Consider the following 21,725-nt stretch of genomic DNA (forward strand, 5'->3'; position numbering starts at 1 on the left):
GCGGCCGGGGGTGGGGTCGGGGGTGGGCGGGGTGTCCCTGATCCGGACCGGTGGGACCCCGCCCCCGGACCCCGCCCCCGGACCCCGATCCGCCCCTATCCCCTCAGCAGCTTCGACTTGGCCGTCGTGAACTCCTGCGGGGTCAGTAGCCCTTCCCTCGCCAGTGCCGCCAGTTGGGTGAGTTCCGCCGCCAGGCCCGGCTGCGCCGTCGGCGTGCCTTCGGCGGCCCCGGGGGTGTTCGCTCCGTCGGATGGTGCGGCGTCCGGGAGGGCGGCCTCCGGGAAGGGGCCCGCCGGCGTCGCCTGCGGCTCCGCAGCCCCGGCCGTCCGCTCCGTTCCGCCCTCCCGCGCCCCCATCTCCCAGACCTGCGCGTCACCCTCCAGGTCCGCAATCGCGTCCGCGGCCCCCTCGACGCCGTCGGTCCCAGCAGCCCCCGCCGCCCCCTCGCCCCACCCCGTCCGCTCCCACTCTTCCCGCTCCCGTTCCCGCTCGCGCTCCGGCTCCTCGCCCTGCGTCCACTCCGCCGCGCCCGCCGCTCGGCGCAGGAGGCCTCGTAGGAGGGGGTGGCCTTGCGGGCGGGTGGCCGCCGTGACCGTGGGGCGCGCCGGGCGGATGAACATCACGCGACCTCCACCCCTCCCGCGATCCGCTCCTCCACCCGCTCCGCCGGGATGCGGACCGAGCCCACGATCCGGCCGCCCGCGGCCCGTACGGCGACGGCGGCGTCCTGGGCCCACACGTGCTCGACCACCAGGAGCAGCGCGCAGCTGCCCCGGTCCAGGAGCTCCGCGGCCTCCCGTACGTCCTCCGGCCCGATCAGTCGGGCCACGTCCCGGCCGGCCAGCAGGCCGCGGAGTTCGAGGTACTCGTCGAACTCGGCGGCCAGGACCTTCCCCCCGGCCGTCCTCGTGGCGACGAGGCCGTCGATCAGTCGGACCACACCGGTCTTGCGCAGGCCCATCACGGCCTCGACGGCGGACACCCGGAGCTGTTCCTCCGGGAAGGCGAGGACGATGAATTCGACTGGTCCCATTGCGCCGCGGCCCTCTTCCCTGACTGACGCCGTCCTGACCGTTTCTGACGACTCTTCGGCACACTATGACATAAGCGGACATACCCTCCGCTCCCTTGCTACGTTTCCTGGTATGACCGCCCTGACGGCGAAGGTGACGGAACCCGTTCCGCCCCCGCCCCCCGACGCCCGAGCCCCCAAGCGCCGGGGGATCGAGCTCACCCTCCTCGTCGGCGCGGTCCTGATCTCGGTACTCGGCTACCTGTCGGTCGGGCTCGCGACCACCGGGCGGATCCCCCGGCCCGCCGCGCACCACGCGGCGGGCCTCGCCGGGGCCGCGCTGCTCGCGCACCTCGCCGTCCGGCTCAGGGCCCCGTACGCGGATCCGCTGCTGCTCCCGATCGCGGCGCTGCTCAACGGCCTCGGCCTGGTCCTCATCCAGCGGCTGGACCTCAGCACCCCCGGCGAGCCCGCCGCCGGCGACCAACTGCGCTGGTCCGCGCTCGGGGTGGTGCTCTTCGTCCTGGTGGTGTTCGTGCTCCGGGACCACCGGGTGCTCCAGCGGTACGCCTACCTCTCCGTCACGGCCGCCCTCGCGCTGATGCTCGTCCCGGTGTTCTTCCCGGCCGTCAACGGCGCCCACATCTGGATCCGGTTCGCGGGGCTGTCCTTCCAGCCCGGGGAGTTCGCGAAGATCCTGCTCGCCGTGTTCTTCGCGGCCTACCTCGCCGCCAACCGCACCGCCCTGGCCCTGACCGGCCGGCTCCTGTTCTGGAAGCTGCGGCTGCTGCCCGGGCGGGTCCTGGGGCCGATCCTGGCGATCTGGCTGCTCAGCGTGGGCCTGCTGGTCCTGGAACGGGACCTCGGTACCTCGCTGCTCTTCTTCGGCCTCTTCGTGATCATGCTGTTCACCGCGACCGGACGGATCGGCTGGATCGCCATCGGGCTGCTGCTGGCCGCCCTCGGCGCCTACGCCGTCGGGACGTTCGAACCGCACGTGCACAGCCGCGTGGAGGACTGGCTGAATCCTTTCGCCTCCATCGAGCGCGGCGAGGGCCCCGGCCAGCTGGCCCAGTCCCTCTTCGCCTTCGGGGCCGGCGGCCTGCTCGGCGCGGGCCTCGGGCACGGACAGTCCTTCCTCATCGGCTTCGCCGCCAAGTCGGACTTCGTCCTCGCCACGGCGGGGGAGGAGCTCGGGTTCGTCGGCCTGACCGCGATCCTGCTCCTGTACGGGCTCCTCGTGTCCCGGGGCTTCCGGGCCGGCCTGGCGCTGCGCGATCCCTTCGGCCGGCTGCTCGCCACCGGGCTCGCCTCGATCGTGGCCCTCCAGGTGTTCGTCATCGCGGGCGGGGTCACCGGGCTGATCCCGCTCACCGGCATGGCCATGCCGTTCCTCGCCCAGGGCGGCTCCTCGGTCGTCACCAACTGGATCATCGTCGCCCTGCTGGTCCGGCTCAGCGACAGCGCCCGCAGGCCCGAGCCGCAGGAGGCCCTCGCGTGATCCGCTACATCCGCTGGTGCGCGTACTTCTGCGCCCTGCTGCTGGTCGCCCTGCTGGTCAACGTCGGGCGGGTGCAGGTCTGGGAGGCCGCCGCCTACGGTGCGAACCCGGCCAACAAGCGCCCCGCCATCGACCGGTACGCCGAACCGCGCGGGGACATCCTCGTCGACGGCCGGCCCGTCACCGGCTCCCGGGACAGCGGCCAGGTGCTGCGCCACGAGCGGACCTACACCGACGGCCCGCTCTTCGCGCCCGTCACGGGCTTCTCCTCCCAGACGTACGGGACGAGCTTCGTCGAACGAGCCGAGGACGCGGTCCTGTCGGGCACCGACCCGGGACTCTCCGCCTTCCCGCTCTGGTACGACCTCTCGCGCGGGCGCCCCGGCGGTGGCAACGCGGTCACCACCATCCGGGCCGCCCTCCAGCGCGCGGCGTACCGGGGCCTCGCGGGCAAGCGGGGCGCGGTGGCCGCCCTGGAACCGGCGACCGGGAAGATCCTCGCGCTGGTCAGCAGCCCCTCGTACGAACCGGGTGAGCTCTCCGGCACCGGCCGGCGGACCGAGGCGGCCTGGGCGCGGTTGAACGCCGACCCCTCCCGGCCGATGCTCAACCGGGCGCTGCGCGAGACGTACCCGCCCGGCTCCACCTTCAAGATCGTGACGGCGGCCGCCGCGCTGGACGCGGGGGTGGTGACCGACGTGGACGCGCCGACCCGGACGCCGGACCCGTACCCGCTGCCCGGGACGCACACCCTGCTGCCGAACGCGGGCAAGGGGTGCGAGGACGCGTCGATGGCGGAGGCGGTGCGGTGGTCCTGCAACACGGTGATGGCCAAGATCGGGGTGCGGGTGGGGCTGCGGCGGATGGCCGAGGCGGCGGACCGGTTCGGGTTCAACGACGCGGGGCTGCGGGTGCCGTCGTGGGTGTCGCGGTCGAACTTCGACACGGACATGAGCCAGGACCAGCTGGCGCTCTCCTCGATCGGCCAGTTCAACACGAGGGCGACGCCGTTGCAGATGGCGATGGTGGCGGCGGCCGTCGCCAACGGGGGCGAGCTGAGGTCCCCGTACCTGGTGGACCGTACGACCCAGGACGACGGGTCGCAGGTGCGGCGCGGTGATCCGCGCTCGTTGGGCCGGGCGATGAGCCCGGCCACGGCGCTGCGGATGCAGGAGCTGATGGTCGCGGTGGTCGAGGACGGCACCGGCCGCAACGCCGCGATCCGAGGCGCGCGGGTGGGCGGGAAGACGGGCACGGCGCAGCACGGCGTCGGGAACGCCGGTACCCCGTACGCCTGGTTCATCTCCTGGGCCCGCGCCGAGGGGGCGCCGCAGCCGGCGGTGGCGGTCGCGGTGGTCGTCGAGGACGCGGCGGCGGATCGCGGGGGCATCAGCGGCAACGGCGCGGCGGCGCCGATCGCGCGGGCCGTGATGGAGGCGGCCCTGTCGGCGCCGGCGGCGAACTGAGGCGCCGGCCGTCGCGGGCCGGCCGCGCCGAGCCGGTACGAACCGAGCCCTACTCCGCCCCACCCTCGCGGACGGTCGCCTCGACCTCCGCCACCCGGTCGCGTTCCTCGGCGGCGAAGCGCTCGCGGTCGAGGGCCTCGGCGATCTCCTCGTCCTGGGTCATCAGCAGGTCCAGGTTGGAGTTGCCCATGTCGAAGACGCCCATGTCGAGGTAGGCCTTCTGGAGGCGTTCGCCCCACAGGCCGATGTCCTTGACGCAGGGCACGATCCGGCTGAACAGCAGCTTGCGGAACAGGTGCAGGAACTCCGACTGCTCGCTGAACTCCTCCGCCTCGCGCCTCGGGATGCCGAAGTTCTCCAGCACCTCCACGCCGCGCAGCCGGTCCCGCATCAGGTAGCAGCCCTCGATGACGAACTCCTCGCGCTCGCGCAGTTCGGCGTCGGTCAGCTGCTTGTAGTAGTCGCGCAGGGCCATCCGTCCGAAGGCGACGTGGCGGGCCTCGTCCTGCATCACGTACGCGAGGATCTGCTTGGGCAGGGGCTTGTCCGTCGTGTCGCGGATCATCCCGAAGGCGGCCAGCGCCAGCCCCTCGATGAGCACCTGCATGCCCAGGTAGGGCATGTCCCAGCGGGAGTCGCGCAGGGTGTCGCCGAGCAGTCCCTGGAGGCTGTCGTTGATCGGGTAGAGCATCCCGACCTTCTCGTGGAGGAAGCGCCCGAAGACCTCCGCGTGCCGTGCCTCGTCCATGGTCTGGGTGGCGGAGTAGAACTTCGCGTCCAGGTCCGGCACCGATTCCACGATGCGTGCCGCGCACACCATCGCGCCCTGCTCGCCGTGCAGGAACTGGCTGAAGTTCCAGGCGCTGTAGTGCCGGCGCAGTTCGCCCTTGTCGCGGTCGGTCATCCCGGCCCAGTGGCGGGTTCCGTACAGGGTGAGGACCTCGTCGGGGGTGCCGAGCGGATCGTACGGATCCACCTCGATGTCCCAGTCGATGCGCTTGGCGCCGTCCCACTGCTTGTCCTTGCCCTTCTGGTAGAGCGCGAGCAGCCGCTCCCGGCCGCCGTCGTACTCCCAGCTGAAGCGGGCCGAACCGGAGGCGGGGATCTGCCAGACGCCCTCGCCCGGGTCGTTCGTGTAGAGCTCATGCGTCGACACCGACGCCTCCTCGTCTCGCGTACTTCCGTACCGGACCGGACAGTTGGCAGCGTCACACGTTGGTAGACGCGGGGTCAACAAGTCGCGCGCGAGGGATTGACGACCTTGCTGACAGGCAGTCTCATAAGAGGAGACCGCCGGTAACCCCCGACCACGAGGTGCCCGAAGCCATGACCACCGTGACGCAGCGAGCCGTGCTGAGGGACGCCCTCGGCGAGCTGAAGGACCGTGAGCAGATAGCTGAGCGCCTGCTCGAATCCTCGGCCAAGCACTCCTTCGACCCCGACAAGGAACTCGACTGGGACGCCCCGACGGTCGACGGCAAGTACTACTGGCCGCCCGAACTGCTCTCCCTCTACGACACCCCGCTGTGGAAGCGGATGGGCGAGGAGCAGCGCATCGAACTCTCCCGCCACGAAGCCGCCGCACTCGGCTCCCTCGGCATCTGGTTCGAGATCATCCTCATGCAACTGCTGGTCCGGCACATCTACGACAAGTCGCTGACCAGCAACCACGTCCGCTACGCCCTCACCGAGATCGCCGACGAATGCCGGCACTCGATGATGTTCGCCCGCATGATCCAGAAGGGCGGCGCCCCCGCCTACCCGGTCTCCCGCACCAACCACAACCTCGCCCGGATCCTCAAGACGGTCTCCACCACCCCCGGTTCCTTCGCCTGCACCCTCCTCGGCGAGGAGATCCTCGACTGGATGCAGCGCCTCACCTTCCCGGACGAGCGCATCCAGCCCCTCGTGCGCGGCGTGACCCGCATCCACGTCATCGAGGAGGCCCGGCACGTCCGTTACGCCCGCGAGGAACTGCGCCGCCAGATGCTCACGGCCCCCCGCTGGGAACAGGAACTCACCCGGATCAGCTGCGGCGAGGCCGCCCGCGTCTTCTCCCTCGCGTTCGTCAACCCGGCCGTCTACGACAACATCGGCCTCGACCGCCGCGAAGCCGTCGCCCAGGTCAAGGCCAGCGGCCACCGCCGGGAAGTCATGCAGACCGGCGCCAAGCGCCTCACCGACTTCCTCGACGACATCGGCATGATGCGCGGAGTCGGCCGGAAACTGTGGAAGAGCTCCGGCCTCCTGGCCTGAGGGGCGTCGTCTACGCTGCGTGCATGACCGTACGCGCCTACCGCAGACTGAGCGTCGAGGAGCGGCGTGCCCAGCTCCTCGACGCCGCCCTGTCGTTGTTCGCGCACCGGGCACCGGAGGAGATCTCCCTCGACGACGTCGCCGAGGCCGCCGGCGTCTCCCGCCCGCTCGTCTACCGCTACTTCCCCGGCGGCAAGCAGCAGCTCTACGAAGCCGCCCTGCGCTCGGCGGCCGACCTCCTCCAACTCTGCTTCGCCGAACCCCAGGCCGGCCCGCTGACCCAACGCCTGTCCCGGGCCCTCGACCGCTACCTCGCCTTCGTCGACGAACACGACGCCGGCTTCGCCGCCCTCCTCCAGGGCGGCAGCGTCGTCGAAACCTCCCGCACCACCGCCACCGTGGACGGAATCCGACGCGCCGCCGCCGAACAGATCCTGCTCCACCTCGCGGTCCCCGCCCCCGGCCCGCGCCTGCGCATGATGGTCCGCACCTGGATCACCGCCGTCGAGGCCGCCTCCCTCATCTGGATCGACGAGGGCAAGCAGCCGGAGGTCGACACCCTCCGCGACTGGCTCGTCGACCAGTTCATCGCCCTGCTCACCGCCACCGCCGCCACCGACCCCGAAACGGCCGCCGCCGCGCGGGCCGCGCTCGCCCTGGAATCGGCGGACGGACCCGTCGGGGTCCTCGCGCGCCGCGTGATCCCCGTGGTCTCCGAGGCCGCCCACCTGCTGTGACACTGGAGGGGTGAGAAGCGAACCCACCCCGTTCGAGGGCGGCCCCATGGACGGCAGGGTCCTCCCGATCCTCGTCGGCCCGACGGGCCACCCCCCGAAGTGGTACGAGATCCCCGTCCCCGACGCCGACGGCGGCCCCCCGACGGTCCTCCTCTACGAACGCGTCCCGGCGGGCTACTCGAAGCGCCTGGGCCTCCAGAAGGGCTGGAAGTACGCCTTCACCCCGACGGGCGTCAAACCCAAACCCCGCTGGCCGTGGACCAAACCTCCCCGCCCCTGACCTGGCCGGTCGTTGTTCGGGCGCGGGAACCGGCGGTCCGGGTGCCCCCGATCGAGCGCGGCAGGTCGCACGACGCCACCTCCCGGGACTCCGCCCCGGACCCCGCGCCTCAATCGCCGGCGGGGCTGGATGGGCGGGACCACCGTCGGCGGGGCTGGGTGTGCGGGGCGGCGCAGGCGGGCCGATCGGCGCGGGGCGCCGGACCCCCGGGGCTCCGCCCCGGACCCCGCGCCTCAAACGCCGGCGAGGCTGAATCGGCGCCGGCGGGGCTGAATCGGTGCCGGCGGTGCCGGCGGTGCCGGCGGTGCGGTATCGGCCCCGGCGAGGCTGAATCAGTGCCGGCGGTGCCGGACCGGCGCCGGCGAGGCTGGATCAGCGGGACCACGAGGCCGAGTGTGGCGGGGCGGGACGGAACAGTGGGCCGCAGGTCGGGGCCGGGGACGGGGTGGGGTGTCGTCCGGGACTAAAACGTGATTTGTTGGCGCGCGGTACCGCCCGGCGAATCCGGCTCTGACAGGGCGCCATAAATCATGCCCGTCCCGGACGACACCCCACCCCGGCACCGGCCCCGACCCACCCGCAGCCAAGCCCCCACCCGCACCCCGCGCCCCCCCCCGGCCCACCCGCAGCCCACCCCTACCCGCACCCCGCGCCCTCCCCGACCCACCCGCAGCCAAGCCCCCGCCCCACCCCCCCCCGCCCGGTCAGGGCAGCGGCGTGGGAAGCGTCAGCACCGCCTCCGCCCCGCCCCCCTCCGCCCGCCGGAACTCCAGCCGCGCCCCGATCGCCTCCGCCTGTCCCACCGCGATCGTCAGCCCCAGCCCGTGCCCCTTCCCCCCGCTCCGGAACCGCTGCGGCCCCCGTTCCAGCAGGTAGTCCGGGTACCCGTCCCCGTGGTCCCGTACCGTCACCACGGGCCCGTCCACGGTCACCACCACCGGCTGCCGCCCGTGCTTGTGCGCGTTCACGACCAGGTTCCCGAGCACCCGCTCCAACCGCCGCCGATCCGTCTCGACGTGCGCGTCGCACCGCACGACCACCTCCGTCACCCCCACCGAGGCCGTCCCCCGGACCACCCTCCGCACCAACCGCTCCAACTGGTGCAGATCCGTCTCGACGACCTCGCTGCGCGAATCCAACCGCGAGATCTCCAGCAGGTCCTCGGTCAGCTGCCGCATCGTCCGCACCCGCTCCCGCACCAGCTCCGTGGGCCGTCCCTCCGGCAGCAGTTCGGACGCGGCCTGCAACCCCGTCAACGGCGTCCGCAGCTCGTGGGCGACGTCCGCCGTGAACCGCTGCTCCCGCAGCAGCTTGTCCTGCAGCGTGCCCGCCATCGTGTCCAACGCCCCCGCCACCGTCGACACCTCGTCCTGACGCCGCCCGGGGTCCTTCGTGCGCGGGTCGCCGACCCGCGCGTCGAGGTCACCGTGGCTGATCCGCCGCGCGACCGTCGCCGTCTGGTGCAGCCGCCGCGTCACCCGCGTCACCGCGAACGCCCCCACCAGCAGGGTCCCCCCGAGGGCCAGCGCCGACGAGCCGATGATCGCGTTGTCCAGCCCACTGATGGTCCGTGCGCTCTGGCTGTAGTCGACGGCGGCGGCCAGGGCCCGTCCGTCGGCCGGCGCGGCGGCCCACATCACGGCCCGTCCCTCGTAGTCGGCGACCACCGTGCCGCGCCGGCCGCCCAACGCGAGGTCCCGCAACTCCGGCGGCAGCCCGGCCGGGTCCAGCCCGGACTCGGGCGGCAGGACCTCGCCGGCCTCGTACGCCCGCGAGGCGTCGTGGAGCCGGCCGAGGGCCTTCTCCCGGGCCGTCGCCACCGTCTGCCGGGTCACCTCGACGTGCACCAGCACGCCCAGCACCGCCGCCAGCGAGCAGCACATCACCACGATGAAGCACGCCGACTTCCAGGTCAGCGTCGCCGTCCACGCCGGCAGCCGCACCCTCACCGGCCGCCCGCCCCCGACGACGGCGACGGGGACGGCCCCTGCGGACTCGACGACGCCGGCGGCTTCGCCGGGATCCGGACGATCTGCTCCCGCGTCGGCAGCATCGACCGCTGCTTCGCGTCCCACGACCAGGCGGTGATCAGCTCGTACCCGGGGTTCCCGCTGGGCACCCGCAGGATCACGTCCTGGCCGGCCAGTTCCACCGCGACGACGGTCTCCGTGGTCGCCATGATCCGGTTGAGCCGGCCGTCCGGATCCGCCGTGTAGACCCGTACGGACATCATCCGGTCGGGGAACTCGATGCCGATCACGAGCTCGTCCTTGCCGTTCCCGGTCAGGTCCCGGTAGTAGGGCGCCAGCACCGGGCACTTCGCCGGGTCCGACCCCTCCTTCCCACAGGCCAACACCGCGGCGGCGGTCTCGGGGTACATACCGTCGGGCCCCACTGCGGTGTCCGGGTACGCCCGCAGTTCGGCCTGCACCAGGGCCACGGGGTCGACCCCGTGGACGTCCTGGTCGGCGACCGGCGGGAAACCCGGTACGTACTGCGGCGGCGCGCCCCCCGGATCGGCGGGCGGTACGGCGGCCCCCTTGCGCTCCGGCCACAGGTGTACGGGTCCGCTCGCCGTCGGGGTCGGCCCGGCCGGCACCAGCCCGCCGGTGTTGCCGCACCCCACCGCCAACGGCAGCAGCAGCGGAGCCAGGAGCAGCAGACGGCCCGCGCGACGCGGCGTGCGCGAGCGGCCCGGGATCACGGGAACGGCCACGGCGGCAAGGGCTCCTCTCCGCGCTACGAAGGCGTCGACGGTCGGTATCCCGCCAACCTTATGCAGAGGTACGCCCCATTTGTCGATCGGTCCGCCCCGCGCACGCCCAGCCCGGCCCCGCGCACCACCCCGCCCCGCCCCGCACCACCCCGCCCCGCCCCGCGCACAGCCCGGCGTACCGGCCACCGGCCACGCCCGCGCGCACCGCCCCGGGCCTCAGCCCGCCGAGCGCCCGCGGCGCAGCATCGCGAAACCCAGACCGGCCGCGCCGACGGCCGCGATCCCGCCGCCCGCGGCGAGCAGCAGCATGCCCTCACCGGGCCCGTCGGCCAGGGTGTTCAGCCGCAGCGCCTCGGCGGTACCGGCGGCCCCGCCCTCCACGGCCCCGTCCGCCCGGCCCCCCGCGCCGTCCGTGTGTCGCGCCGACGCGGGGACCACGTGCCCGCTGCGCGTACCGGTCTTGTGCCCGCCCGCGTCCACCGCGTGGGCGCCGTCACCGGGTCGGCCGTCACCGACCCAGGAGGTCAGTCGGCCGTCGGGCCGCAGGGCGGCGTGCAGCTCGCCGGCGCTGCCGAAACCGGTGGATCCGTCACGGCTGGTCAGGGTGGCCACGGTGACCCCGGCGCGCAGGATGTCGGCCTGGTACGCGTCCTGCGCGAGCCGGTAGATCCTGGCGGTCGACCGGCCGTCCGCCAGGGCGATGCTCTTGACCAGGGTCCGCTGCGTCGAGGACGCGGCCGGCGCCGCGTCGGTGAACGGGTCCGCGGCCGCGGCGGCGTAGGTCAGGGCCGGCAGACCGGCGGCGCACGCGGTCACGACGGCGACGCGGACGAGGGTGCGGCGGCGGGCGGAGTTCACGGAAGTCCTTCGGGGCAGATCGGGTCCGGCGCGGGTCCGGGGAACCCAAAAGTAGGCGGCGGCCGTTGCGGTACGGCCGTGTTCTTGTAACAGCGGGGCGGCAGGGACCCGACGGAGTCGTTACACAGTCGAGGGATTGCCCCGCGGCCCGCCGCCTGCTCCCATGGAAGGCGGGGGTGAGGACGATGCGGGGACTGCGAGTGCTGCCGAGCGGCCGGCCCGGCCGCGGCCGGCTGTACGTCAACGGACCGGACGGCCGGGCGGTGGCCTGGTACGACCGGCAACCCAACCGGGTCAGCCTGCTGGCCGCCGACCAGCGCGAGGCGGTACTGGCCGCCCTGCGCCCGTACTTGACCGGCGATTGGACACTGGGGCCGCCCCCGGTCCCCACCGCCGCCGAGCTCCGCCGCCTGGTGCTCGCTCCGGACGAGGACCTGGCCCCGAACCGCCCCGGGGAGAGCCTGATCGGCGAGCTGACCCACGGCTCACCGGGCAGCCGGGCCCGGCACCGGATGCGTCAGGACCTCCAGGCGCGGCAACGGACGGGTGCCGAGCTGGAGGCCCTGGAAGCGGCGGACTGGCGGGCCGTGCACGACGTCCCGATCCCGGGGCTCGGCCTGCTGGACCACCTGCTGATCGGCCCGCCGGGGGTGTTCGCGATCCTGTCGGTCCCGGGGCGCCGCCAGCGCGTCCACATCGGTGACCTCCAGCTGGCGGTGGGTCGCTCCGAACCCCGCCCGGATCCCCGCTGGATACGCGGCGCGGCCGCCCGCGCGACCCGGGCCCTTTCCGTGCCGATCGTCCCGGTCCTCGTCGTGGCGGACGCCTCCCGCCTGGAAGTGGCCCCGACCCTGCGGGACGTCCGCGTCCTCCAGTCCCCGACCGCCGTCATCGCCCTCGCGGAGGCCCCCGTCACCCTCAAACTCCCGGACGTCGAAGCCCTCTTCACCCTCGGCCGCGACCTCGGCACCTGGCGGGGTGCCCGCCGCGGGGGGTGACGCACGTCGGCCCGGTCGGGGCGGCACCACCCCGACCGGGCCGGGCGCGCGGGTCCGGCGGGGCCGGTGGGGCCGGTCAGGCCCGGCCGGTCGGTCCGAGGCCCGTCAGGCCGAGGTTCCCACGACGGGATCTACCGCGAGGGGCCGTCCGGGTAGCGTGTCCACCGGTTCGGAACTTCGCCGCGCGGCGCCCCCGTGCCCCGTGCCCCGTGCTCCGTGTCCCGCGCCTCAGGCCGAGGCCTTCTTGCGGGTGGGGGAGGCCTCGCGCGTGCTGGCCTTCGCGGTTCCGCCGCTCTTCGCCGTGGCCTTGGCGGTGGCCCTGGAGGCGGTTTTGGTGGCGGCCTTCGCGGTGGTGGTGGCGGTGGTCCTCTTCGCCGTCGCCTTCTTCCCCGCCGCCGAAGTGGTCTTCTTCGCCGTCGACTTGGTTCCGCCGCTCGTCCCGGAAGCCTTCGGGGACCCTGCGGACCCGGCCGCCTTGCCGGATCCCGGGGCCGTCTTGACCGACCTGGCCGTCTTCGTGCTCCGGGCCGTACCCGTCCCCGCCGCCTTCCCGGCAGCCGTGGACGCCGTCGACTTCTTCCCGCCGACCGCCTTCGGCGCGGTCGGCGCCGCCCGCCGCCGGATCGGCGTCACCTCGGCCGGGGCCCGGGCGGCCGCGGACCCGTCGTCCGCCTCCGCCTCCGCGTCCGTGCCCGGGTCGGCGCCGCCGCGCGAGGCCTTGGCCTCCCGTACGCTCTTCTCCAGCGCCGCCATCAGGTCGATCACCTGGCCCCCGGCCGGCTCCACCACCGCCTCCGACGGCTCGAACGCCCCGCCCGCCTTCGCCGTGATCATCGCTTCGACGGCCTCCCGGTAGTCGTCGTGCAGCGAGGCCATCTCCACCTCCCCGAGCGTCGCCATCAGCGCGTCCGCCAGGTCGAGTTCGGCCTCCCGCACCGAGACGTCCGCCTCCGGGGCCACCCCTTCCGGGGTTCGGATCTCGTCCGGCCACAGCAGTCCGTGCATCGCGATCACGTCATCGACGACCCGCAGCATGCCGAGCCGCTCCCGGCCGCGCAGCGCGTACTTGGCGATGGCCACCTTCCGGCTCCGCTTCAGCGCCTCCCGCAGCAGCGTGTACGGCTTCGCGGCCGTCGGCCCGTTCGCCGCGAGGTAGTACGCGGCGTCCAACTGGAGCGGATCGATCTCCTCCGACGGGACGAACGACATGATCTCGATCGTCCGGGCGGTCGCGATCGGCAACTGCGCCAGGTCCTCGTCGGTGATCGGGATGACGGCCCCGTCGGCCTCCTCGTACCCCTTGCCGATGTCGGCGCCCGACACCTCCTCGCCGTCCAGTTCGCACACCTTGCGGTAGCGGATCCGCCCGCCGTCGGCGAGGTGGATCTGACGGAAGGAGATCGAGTGGCTCTCGGTGGCGTTCACGAGCTTGATCGGAATGCTGACCAGGCCGAAGGAGATGGCCCCGTTCCAAATGGATCGCACGGTTCCTCCTGATTCGTGGCAATCTCATCGTATGACGCCGATCACCATGGTGGAGGGGCGTCGCATCGCGCTCAGCAACCTGGACAAGGTCCTGTACCCGCGGACCGGCTTCACCAAGGGCGAGGTGCTGCACTACTACGCCACCGTCGCGAACTCCCTCCTCCCGCACGTCCGCGACCGGCCGGTCTCCTTCCTGCGCTATCCGGACGGACCCGACGGCCAGCTGTTCTTCACCAAGAATCCGCCGCCCGGCACACCCGACTGGGTGCGCACCGCCCGCGTCCCCCGCTCCGAGGACGAATCGGCCGAACAGGTGATCGTCGACGACCTGCCCACCCTCATGTGGGCGGCCAACCTGGTCGTCGAGTTCCACACCCCCCAGTGGACGGCCGGCCGGCCCGCCGTCGCCGACCGGATGGTCCTCGACCTGGACCCCGGACCGCCCGCCGGCGTCGTCGAATGCTGCGCCGCCGCCCTCTGGCTGCGCGACCGCCTCGCCGCCGACGGCCTGCACTCCTACGCCAAGACCTCCGGCTCCAAGGGCCTCCACCTGGCCGTCGCCCTGGAGCCCACCCCCTCCGAGCTGGTGTCCGCGTACGCGAAGGCCCTCGCCCAGGAGGCCGAACGGGCGCTTCCCGACCTGGTCGTGCACCGGATGGCCAAGGCGCTGCGCCCCGGCAAGGTCTTCGTCGACCACAGCCAGAACGCCGCCGCCAAGACCACGGCCGCCCCCTACACCCTGCGCGCCCGCGAGCTGCCGACCGTCTCCGCACCCGTCTCCTGGGAGGAGGTCGACGCCTGTCGGACCGGCTCCGACCTGGTCTTCCTCGCCGACGACATCCCGCCCCGGCTCGCCCGCGACGGCGATCTCCTCGCGCCACTGCTCGACCCCGCCCTGGCGGGGAGGCTGCCGTGACCGCGGCCGCCGGGCCCGTACGGGTCGCGCTGGCCACCGCCGTACGGACCCTGCCGCGCGGGGCGGGTCTCGCCTACGAGCCGAAGTTCGACGGGCACCGCATGGTCATCGTGCGGACGGCGGCGGACGTGCTGCTCCAGGCCCGTTCCGGCCGCAACGTGACCGCGGCCTTCCCCGACCTGGCGGCGGCCGCCCGCCTGCTGCCCGCCGGGACCGTCCTGGACGGGGAGGTCGTCGTCTGGCACGTCGGTCGGACCGACTTCGCGCTCGTCCAGCGACGTGCGGCCGCCGCCACCGCCGCCAGGGCCGCCGTGCTCGCCCAGAGCCTGCCCGCCTCGTACGCGGCCTTCGACGTACTGGAGCTCGCCGGGCTGGACGTGCGCGGCCGCCCCTACGAACGCCGCCGGGCCCTCCTCGTCGACCTGCTGCTCCCGCTCGGTCCGCCGCTCCAACCGGTACCGATGACCACCGACCCGGAGCTGGCCGAGACCTGGTACGAGACCCTGCCGGCCAGCGGCATCGAGGGCCTGGTCGTCAAACGGCTGGACCAGCCCTACCCGGCCGGCCGGCGCGCCTGGCGCAAGCTCCGCCACACCGACGTACGGGACGCGGCGGCCATCGGCTACACCGGCGCCCCGGCCCGCCCGGTGGCCCTGGTACTGGTCCTGCCGGGGGAGGAGGACGGGGCGCCGCTCGTGTCGAGCCCGCTGGCGGCCGGCCTGCGCACGGAGCTGGCCGCCGCGGTGGCCGCCCGCGCGCGGACCGCCCCGGCCGGGGCCACGGTCACCGCCATCGGGCTCGGCGAGGTGCCGTACCGCCCGCTCGACCCGCCCCTGGCCGCCGAGGTCCGCCACAGCTCGGCCCGCCACCCGCCGCCCGAGGTGCTCCGGCTGCGCACGGACCTCTGACCCGCGAGGGTCTCGCGGGTCAGAGGTCCGGTCCGTGGGTGGTCGGCGGCGGTCGCGCCGAGGCGGCAGAGGGGGGAGAGGGGGCCGAGGTCAGGCGTGCGCGCCACGTCCCGCGTCGGGCGGGGCTCCGGGCTGGGTGTGCGGGTGAGGTCCTTCGACGTGCTCGTACCCGGACTCCCGCTCGGCGCGGGCCTCGTCCTGGTGGCTGTGGCTGGTGGAGCCGAAATTGCCGTAGCCCTGCATTTCGTGGGGCCGCAGGCCGCCCTCCGGGATCTCCACGGACTCGCGTTCCTCACGGACCTCGTAGACCGCCCCGCCCTCGGGCAGGTGGGGCTGGCTCTCGGCGGTGGGTGGCGCCGGCTCCTGGTTCCGGACCCGCTTGCCCAGGATGAATCCGCCGAGCAGGAAGCCGACCACGATGATCCCGATGGCCAGGAACCACACGATGTCGCTCAGCGCCGTGTCCAGCGCGAGGGTGTTCAGGCTCGTGTTCATACGTCCTATTTTCCCGCATTCGCCCCGAATTCACGCGGGTGGTGCGAACAATCCGCGAACGCCTCCGTCGGGAGGCCGCCCCGGAACGCCCTCAACCGCGTACGGACGGGTGCCACCGGGACCCCGGCCGGCCCCGCACGCCGCGTACGCCGGACGGGTGAGTCGGGCGCCGGCGCGGGCATCCCCGGGACCCCGGCCCCCGGCGCCGCCCGGCAGGCCGAGCATCCCGGCGGGCGGCACGGCAGCGGAACCCCTACCGGCACCGGCCGGCAGGCCTCAGCGGCTCACCTGCCACCTGCCACCTGTCACCTGCCCACTGTCACTTGCCCACTGTCACCCGTCACCGTCACCTCAGCGGACCGTCGGAATCCCGCAGCCCCTGCGCTCCCCGTCCGCCCAGCACCCCGAGGATCTCGGCGCAGATGGCCAGGGCCGTCTCGGCCGGGGTCTTCGCGCCCAGGTCCAGGCCGATCGGCCCGTGCACCCGGGCCAGACCGTCCTCGCCGACCCCCGCCGCGATCAACCCCTCCCGGCGCCGCGCGGTCGTCCGCCGCGAACCGAGGGCGCCGACGTACGGGATCCCGAGCGCGAGCGCCGTCCTCAGGGTCGGCACGTCGAAGTCCGGCTCGTGGCTGAGCAGCACCAGGCAGGCGGCGTCCCGGTGTTCGCCGAGCACCTTCCCCGCCTCCGCGGCGGTGTGCACGGTGACCGCCTCCCAGCCCAGCAGCGCGGCCTGCCTGCCGATGACCTCGGCGAGCTCCCCGCCCCCGCCGATCACCACGTGCGGCGCGGACGGGTACGCCTCGACGAGCACCAGCCCGGACCCCCCGTACAGCGCGTCACGACCCGGCCGACGGGTCCCGAGCAGCTCCCCGGCCCGCCGCTCGGCATCGTCGGCCGGCGTCCCGCCCACCCGGACGACCCGGCTCACGGCGTTCTCGGCGGTCTCGTCCAACCGGGTCACGAGGGCCACACCGGCCCCGTCCCGAGCAGCTCCCACCACTCGGCCGGGATCTCCGTCAGCGGCTGGAGCAGCACCTCGGCCTGCCCGCCACACGTCAGCCGGGCCTCCACGGCCTCCCCCGCGCCGACCGACACCTCGCACACCCGGGCCGTGCGCCCCGGCGTCATGGCCCCTGCCTCGGCGACGAGTTCGGCGTCGAACACCCCGCGGTACAACGCCCCGACGCACTCCCCGCGCGCGTCCACGAGCACCGCCCCGGAAGGATCCCGAGGCCCGAACCCCTGCTCGGTCACGGGCCGCGCCAGGAACCCGGCCCGCCCCTCGGACACCCACTGCCGCGCCGTCTCCGCCAGCTCACGCATGCTCGTCGCCCCATCCTCTACGCGCTACGTACCCGCAAAGTGCCTGGTCAACAACACAAGGCGGCCTCCACAACCACCCTACGCACGCCCCCACCCCCACCCCACCCCCCAAATCCCACAGACCCCACCCCCACCCCTCGTACGGACCACCGGAACCCGCCACCCCGCCCGCCCCTCCCCGAGCCCCGCACCGCCCCGGGCGCCACCACGACCACCGTTGCCGCAGCCGCCGAGCGACGGCGGCCGCCGAACCCGGCGCCGCACGCGGTCCGTTGACCGCAGGGGCCCTGCCCCGACGGTTCCCCTCCGCGCCCGGTGACCCGTACGACGGACCACCGTCCGTCGGCCACCTCCGCGAAGCCACGCGTCCGCTGCCGCCGGCCACCGGCGGGGCGCGGGGCCTGGGGTCATCGGGCGCGGGCAGGTCATCTTGTGGGGGCGCGATCCGGCTGTTCCCATGGACACCGGGGCGTGACGGGGTCAGGGGGCGGTGTGGGGCGGCTGAAGGTGTCTCGTTGGCGGAAGTCCGGTCACGACCGGCTGTACGTGAACCTGCCGGACGGCGCCGCCGTCGCCTGGGCCGACTGTCGTACGGGCAAGGTGACGGTTCTCGCGGAGGAGCACCGTCCGGAGGCGCTCGCCCTGCTCAGGCGACACCTGGCGGACCTCCCACAACCCCCGCACGCGCAGCCCGCGCCCCCCACGCACGCGCAGCCCCCGCAACCCCCGCACGCGCAACCCGCCACCCATCCCGAGGCCGATCGCCACCGCCCCGGGCCCGACGTACCCGCGCCCGCACCACCCCGGCCCGCACCACTCGTACCCGCAGCCCCGACCCCCGCCCTGCCGCACCCGGGCCGACCCGGGCCCCGCGCACACCGCGGCGGCACCGGTCCACGGAACCTGCCGCCCCTGAGGGCGCCCGACGACCTGGCGCGCAACCGACCCGGCTCCGGAATCCAGGAGATGCTCCGCTCGAAGGGGCCGAGCCGGTTCAGGCGCACGCTGGACCGGCTCCTGCGGCGCGAGACCGAGTGGGACTCCTGGTTCAAGGGACTGGCGGGCGAACGCATCGCCGGGGCGGAACTCGAGCGACTCCGGGCCCAGGGCTGGAAGGTCCTGCACTCGATCCCCCTCACCCGGGGCGGCGACATCGACCACCTGCTCGTCGGACCGGGAGGGGTCTTCACCGTCAACACCAAGAACTTCCGCGGGAAGTCGATATGGGTGGGCGACGACATGGTCAAGGTCGACCACGGGCCGCCCCACCCCTACCCGGCCCGGAGTCGGGCCGAGGCGGCCCTCGCCCGCGGCGTCCTGGAGCGGCACTGCCCGTTCCCGGTGGAGGTCGAGCCGGTCCTCGTGTTCGTGGGCGCCCGGGAGATCCCCAGGGCAGCCACCCAACTCCGGGTCCGGGTCTACCGGGAACGGGAAGTCGCCTCCCTCGGCCCCCTCACCGGACGGCTCGCCCCGGAACAGGTCGACATCGTGTACGCCGTCGCCCGCCACCGAAGGGCCTGGCTCGCCCCCTGACACGCTCGGAACACCGCGTACCGCGCCCGCACTCGCATCCGCGCCCTACCGCGCCCGCGCCCGTACCCGCGCCCGCGCCCGTACCCGCGCCCGCGCCCGTACTCGCGCCCACGCCCGTACCCACCCGGCCGCCGACGGCCCCCGCACGGGGCACCGCGCCGCCGGTCGCCGACGTGCGCCGGCGCGGGAGGCGTGCGCAGCATGGGCGTACGTCTCCCGCGCCGGCCGATGGCGGGGAGCCGCTTCGCGCGGAGAAAGCAGGCGACCTATGGGCCCGGCCGTTCCCCAGGACCCTGAGGGACTCAAGCAGCTCATCGCCGGTGAGGTGGGAGCCCTCCGGGCCGCGGCGGCCCGCAGGGCCGGAGTGCGCCGAGAGGCCCCCGCCCCGGATGCGGGGGAGCCGGCAGCCGACGAGGCGTGCCCCTGCGGCGCCGGCGGCGATCGCGGGCACGGCTGCGGCGATGCGGCCCGGGGGCACGACCCCTGGGCCTGCGTGTGCGCCACCCTGCCCGCGATCCCCGTGTCGGCCGCCCTGCTCGCGCCCGTGACCGACGACCGCGGCCGTACCGTCGACTTCCGCATCCGAGCCGGCAACCACGTCCGCTCCTCCGAGTGGCTCGACGCACCCGACCGGCACGTGGGCGAACGCCTCCTCGACGTGCGCCCCGGCGCCGACGGCGCGGGCCTCCTCGACGCGCTCCGGGAGGTCCTGCGCACGGGCCGCGCCCTCAAGGCCCACCCCGTCGACTACACCGAACGGCGGCCCGACGGCCTGCACCGCACCAAACTGCTCTACGACGCCGCCTCCTGCAACGGCCACGTCCTCGCCACCTGGCGCCCCGCGCAACAGCTCGCCGAGCTGATGTCCCTGGAGGCGCAACGCATCGCCGGCATGGGCTGGGCCCACTTCGACCTGCTCTCCGGGACCGCGACCTGGTCCGACGGCCTCGCCGCGATCTTCCGTACCGAACCCGGGCGGCCGATGACGCTGATGGAGCTGTGCGACACCGTGCCGGCCGAGGACGTCCCCACGTTCGGACGACTGCTGCGCGCCCTGTTCGACGGCGAGGAACCACCGGGCCAGGACATCCGCTTCCAGGCCCACGGCGACATCCGCACGCTGCACGTCCTCGGCCGCCCGGTGACGGACGACGACGCCGTCCCCTGGGCGCTCCACCTGATCACGCGCGACCTCACCGCCCAGGTCCGCTACCGCGACCGGCTCGCCCGGACGCGCCGGGAACGCGAACGGCTCCGCGAGCAGGTCGCCGCCGAACGGCGCGTGGCATCGGTCCTGCGGGAGGCGCTCCTGCCGACCCACTCCACGGAGATCGCCGGCCTGGGCTACGCGGTGGCCGCGGCCTACCTGCCCGCGGAACCGCACGCCGCCATCGGCGGGGACTGGTACAAGTGCCGAGCCCTGCCGGACGGCCGGATCCTGCTCGCCGTCGGGGACGCCTGCGGCCACGGACTGGGAGCCGTCGCGCGGATGGCGCAGCAGCGCCACGCCCTCGCCGGCCTCGCCCACGCGCCGGGGACCGACGCCGGCGACCTGACCACCTGGCTCAACGAGCTGCTGTGCGCCGACCCGTCGGCGGAGACGGCGACCACCGTCATCGGACACATCGACCGAGAGCGGCGCCTCACCTGGGCGTGCGCCGGCCACCCCCCGCCCCTCCTGCTCCGCGGCGACGAAGCCACCGTGCTGGACGCCTCGCACCGCGGACCCCTGCTGGGCATGCTGCCGGGCAACCGCTACGCCACCGCCACCCTGGCTCTGAACACCGGCGACCTCGTACTGCTCTACACCGACGGCCTCGTCGAGCGCAGGGACGAGGACATCACGGACAGCATCGCGGAACTCCGCCGCCGCCTGGCCACCTGCTCCGGCCTCGGCGCCCAAGAAACCCTGGACTCCCTGATGACCTCGTACGAAAAGGACCAACTCGCGGACGACACCTGCCTGGTAGCAGTGAAAGTCCTCACCCCCACCGACGTCGTCGGGGCCCCTTCCCGCGAAGCACCCCCCACAGAATCCACCCTCCCCGCATACCGGTCCTGAGCCTCGTGAACCTGGGGCGTTTCAGCAGGCCGGGAGCGGTTCAACAAGTGCGCCGTGAGTCTGTGTCCACAAGTGGCCGCGAACATATGCCTCACCATGTGGCGGTGGTTGCGGCGTGGTGCTCCGCAACCACCGCGCGATCCAGGGGGGCAGCCTCCGGAATCTGCAGGGACGAACCGTTCAAGGGGCTGTATGCAGTGTGGCCTGCAATGCTCGGTGCGACATGCACAGTGAGGTCATGGCTGATGGCCAGGAGGCCGCTGTCGAAGAGGCGGTGGATGTCCGAACGCAGGAGCAGCCCCTCCTCGATGAGGTGTCGCTCCGTCGTCGCGAACGGCCGAAGATGAGCGGCTTCGAGGACCTCTGCAGGTGCTGCACCCGTTACGGCACAGACCAGTCCGTACTGGCGGACCAGGGCTCTACGGAATGCATCTTGACCGCGTCGCGCCGCTGCCGTTGTCCGCCTGCGCCCTCCGGGCAATTCGAAGGGACGGTGCCCTGATCCAAGGGTGCCCCGGCTCTGATGGGGGAGACGGATTCCTCGTGAGGCCACCGCGGCAAGCGTTTTCGTCCTGTCCATGGCCTTGATCGACTGCTGGTCGGACTTGCTGAGGCTGAGATCGGCCAGCTGTGTTTTGTCCAAGCTTCCTTCGAGGGGCTGCCAAGTCCCGCCGTAGTGAGCCCTGTAGTTGGTCACGTGAATCGTCTCGACCCTCGCGTGATCGAAGACAGTGGTGCAAGGGCTGCAGCGATAGCGGGGCTGCTGGGACGTCCGTTCTTTGAACCCGGTGCTTCCACACTGTGGGCATCGGCTACGAGGCTTCTCCTGGTTCGGGATCACCTCCAACTCTTCCACGTACCCGATGCCAAGGGCTTCGCGGCCGGTACGGACTACGACGAGATCACCCACTGCAACCCGGCGATGGTTTCCCACGGTCGAGTCGTAGCTGTAGGACTCCTCCACGACATCGTCGTAGCCGGCGTTTCCCTGGAACTGCCGTTCCTCTCCTACGACCAAGAACGACCAAGCATTGCCCCGTCCGATCGCTGTGGCGACCTCCACCGCATCCATGGCGGGATCATACGAACAGGCGCTGACACCGGGCTCGACGGTCGCCAATGTTGGGCGTCCGTCGTGGTGGTGGCGGGGACCGCAGCCGTGCTCGCCGCCGAGGT

General features: G+C 73.5%; 21 protein-coding genes. 10 read left to right on the plus strand and 11 right to left on the minus strand.

Annotated elements, in window-relative coordinates:
- Positions 1–95: 95 nt before the first annotated feature.
- The gene (locus tag NOD94_RS19120; protein WP_281207194.1) at positions 96–623 is read right to left on the minus strand and encodes a hypothetical protein; all 528 of its coding nucleotides are present in this window, start codon (positions 621–623) and stop codon (positions 96–98) included.
- Positions 620–1,033, minus strand: a complete 414-nt coding sequence (locus tag NOD94_RS19125) for a DUF6325 family protein (RefSeq protein WP_281207195.1) — start codon at positions 1,031–1,033, stop codon at positions 620–622. The genes NOD94_RS19120 and NOD94_RS19125 overlap by 4 nt, the downstream gene beginning before the upstream one ends.
- A 112-nt stretch (positions 1,034–1,145) precedes the next feature.
- Between NOD94_RS19125 and NOD94_RS19130 the strand changes: the two genes are divergently transcribed.
- Positions 1,146–2,513 carry an FtsW/RodA/SpoVE family cell cycle protein gene (locus NOD94_RS19130; RefSeq protein WP_281207196.1) on the plus strand — a complete coding sequence of 456 codons (1,368 nt, stop codon included), beginning with the start codon at positions 1,146–1,148 and terminating at the stop codon, positions 2,511–2,513.
- Entirely contained in the window at positions 2,510–3,979 is a 1,470-nt protein-coding gene (locus NOD94_RS19135) for a penicillin-binding transpeptidase domain-containing protein (protein ID WP_281207197.1), read from the plus strand. Before NOD94_RS19130 ends, NOD94_RS19135 begins: the two co-directional genes overlap by 4 nt.
- 49 nt (positions 3,980–4,028) lie before the next feature.
- Here NOD94_RS19135 and NOD94_RS19140 read toward each other — a convergent pair whose 3' ends face one another.
- A complete protein-coding gene (locus NOD94_RS19140; RefSeq protein ID WP_281207198.1) occupies positions 4,029–5,135 on the minus strand; it encodes a ferritin-like domain-containing protein in 1,107 nt (368 codons plus the stop codon).
- 170 nt (positions 5,136–5,305) lie between these two features.
- Here NOD94_RS19140 and NOD94_RS19145 point away from each other — a divergent pair, with 170 nt between their 5' ends.
- Genes NOD94_RS19145 through NOD94_RS19155 form a run of 3 tightly spaced genes read left to right on the plus strand, consistent with a single transcriptional unit; the run spans position 5,306 to position 7,252 of the window.
- The gene (locus NOD94_RS19145) at positions 5,306–6,235 is read left to right on the plus strand and encodes a diiron oxygenase (protein ID WP_281207199.1); all 930 of its coding nucleotides are present in this window, start codon (positions 5,306–5,308) and stop codon (positions 6,233–6,235) included.
- 23 nt (positions 6,236–6,258) lie between these two features.
- Entirely contained in the window at positions 6,259–6,972 is a 714-nt protein-coding gene (locus tag NOD94_RS19150) for a TetR/AcrR family transcriptional regulator (RefSeq protein ID WP_281207200.1), read from the plus strand.
- Between the two features lie 10 nt (positions 6,973–6,982).
- Complete coding sequence (locus NOD94_RS19155; protein ID WP_281207201.1) at positions 6,983–7,252, plus strand: hypothetical protein; 270 nt, start codon at positions 6,983–6,985, stop codon at positions 7,250–7,252.
- Positions 7,253–7,956: 704 nt separating this feature from the next.
- On the opposite strand, the gene NOD94_RS19160 is transcribed toward NOD94_RS19155, so the two are convergent.
- From NOD94_RS19160 to NOD94_RS19170, 3 genes are all read right to left on the minus strand, one after another.
- Positions 7,957–9,201: a HAMP domain-containing sensor histidine kinase gene (locus NOD94_RS19160; RefSeq protein ID WP_281207202.1), complete on the minus strand. Its 1,245-nt coding sequence runs from the start codon at positions 9,199–9,201 to the stop codon at positions 7,957–7,959.
- Complete coding sequence (locus NOD94_RS19165; protein WP_281207203.1) at positions 9,198–9,968, minus strand: hypothetical protein; 771 nt, start codon at positions 9,966–9,968, stop codon at positions 9,198–9,200. The genes NOD94_RS19160 and NOD94_RS19165 overlap by 4 nt, the downstream gene beginning before the upstream one ends.
- Before the next feature lie 216 nt (positions 9,969–10,184).
- Positions 10,185–10,826 carry a hypothetical protein gene (locus NOD94_RS19170; RefSeq protein WP_281207204.1) on the minus strand — a complete coding sequence of 214 codons (642 nt, stop codon included), beginning with the start codon at positions 10,824–10,826 and terminating at the stop codon, positions 10,185–10,187.
- A 185-nt stretch (positions 10,827–11,011) separates the two neighbouring features.
- On the opposite strand from NOD94_RS19170, the gene NOD94_RS19175 reads away from it, so the two are divergent.
- The gene (locus tag NOD94_RS19175) at positions 11,012–11,824 is read left to right on the plus strand and encodes a nuclease-related domain-containing protein (protein ID WP_281207205.1); all 813 of its coding nucleotides are present in this window, start codon (positions 11,012–11,014) and stop codon (positions 11,822–11,824) included.
- 228 nt (positions 11,825–12,052) lie between these two features.
- Here the strand turns inward: NOD94_RS19175 and NOD94_RS19180 are convergent, their stop codons facing one another.
- Positions 12,053–13,309, minus strand: coding sequence for a Ku protein (locus NOD94_RS19180; protein WP_281207206.1), 1,257 nt, complete (start codon positions 13,307–13,309; stop codon positions 12,053–12,055).
- 31 nt (positions 13,310–13,340) lie between these two features.
- Between NOD94_RS19180 and ligD the strand changes: the two genes are divergently transcribed.
- Entirely contained in the window at positions 13,341–14,225 is an 885-nt protein-coding gene (gene ligD, locus NOD94_RS19185) for a non-homologous end-joining DNA ligase (protein ID WP_281207207.1), read from the plus strand.
- A complete protein-coding gene (locus NOD94_RS19190) occupies positions 14,222–15,133 on the plus strand; it encodes an ATP-dependent DNA ligase (protein WP_281207208.1) in 912 nt (303 codons plus the stop codon). The genes ligD and NOD94_RS19190 overlap by 4 nt, the downstream gene beginning before the upstream one ends.
- Positions 15,134–15,223: 90 nt before the next feature.
- Here the strand turns inward: NOD94_RS19190 and NOD94_RS19195 are convergent, their stop codons facing one another.
- From NOD94_RS19195 to NOD94_RS19205, 3 genes are all read right to left on the minus strand, one after another.
- The gene (locus tag NOD94_RS19195) at positions 15,224–15,628 is read right to left on the minus strand and encodes a DUF6479 family protein (protein WP_281207209.1); all 405 of its coding nucleotides are present in this window, start codon (positions 15,626–15,628) and stop codon (positions 15,224–15,226) included.
- Between the two features lie 346 nt (positions 15,629–15,974).
- Positions 15,975–16,601 (minus strand): XdhC family protein, encoded by a 627-nt coding sequence (locus tag NOD94_RS19200; protein WP_281207210.1) that lies wholly within the window; start codon positions 16,599–16,601, stop codon positions 15,975–15,977.
- Positions 16,589–16,954, minus strand: coding sequence for a hypothetical protein (locus NOD94_RS19205; protein ID WP_281207211.1), 366 nt, complete (start codon positions 16,952–16,954; stop codon positions 16,589–16,591). The genes NOD94_RS19200 and NOD94_RS19205 overlap by 13 nt, the downstream gene beginning before the upstream one ends.
- Positions 16,955–17,461: 507 nt before the next feature.
- Between NOD94_RS19205 and NOD94_RS19210 the strand changes: the two genes are divergently transcribed.
- The gene (locus NOD94_RS19210; protein WP_281207212.1) at positions 17,462–18,487 is read left to right on the plus strand and encodes a nuclease-related domain-containing protein; all 1,026 of its coding nucleotides are present in this window, start codon (positions 17,462–17,464) and stop codon (positions 18,485–18,487) included.
- Between the two features lie 268 nt (positions 18,488–18,755).
- On the plus strand, positions 18,756–20,549 hold the full coding sequence (locus NOD94_RS19215) for a PP2C family protein-serine/threonine phosphatase (protein WP_281207213.1): 1,794 nt from the start codon (positions 18,756–18,758) through the stop codon (positions 20,547–20,549).
- Positions 20,550–20,640: 91 nt separating this feature from the next.
- Here the strand turns inward: NOD94_RS19215 and NOD94_RS19220 are convergent, their stop codons facing one another.
- On the minus strand, positions 20,641–21,621 hold the full coding sequence (locus NOD94_RS19220; RefSeq protein WP_281207214.1) for an HNH endonuclease: 981 nt from the start codon (positions 21,619–21,621) through the stop codon (positions 20,641–20,643).
- Positions 21,622–21,725 lie beyond the last annotated feature (104 nt).

The organism is Streptomyces sp. Isolate_45, from assembly GCF_024721315.2.
Classification (GTDB): Bacteria; Actinomycetota; Actinomycetes; order Streptomycetales; family Streptomycetaceae; genus Streptomyces.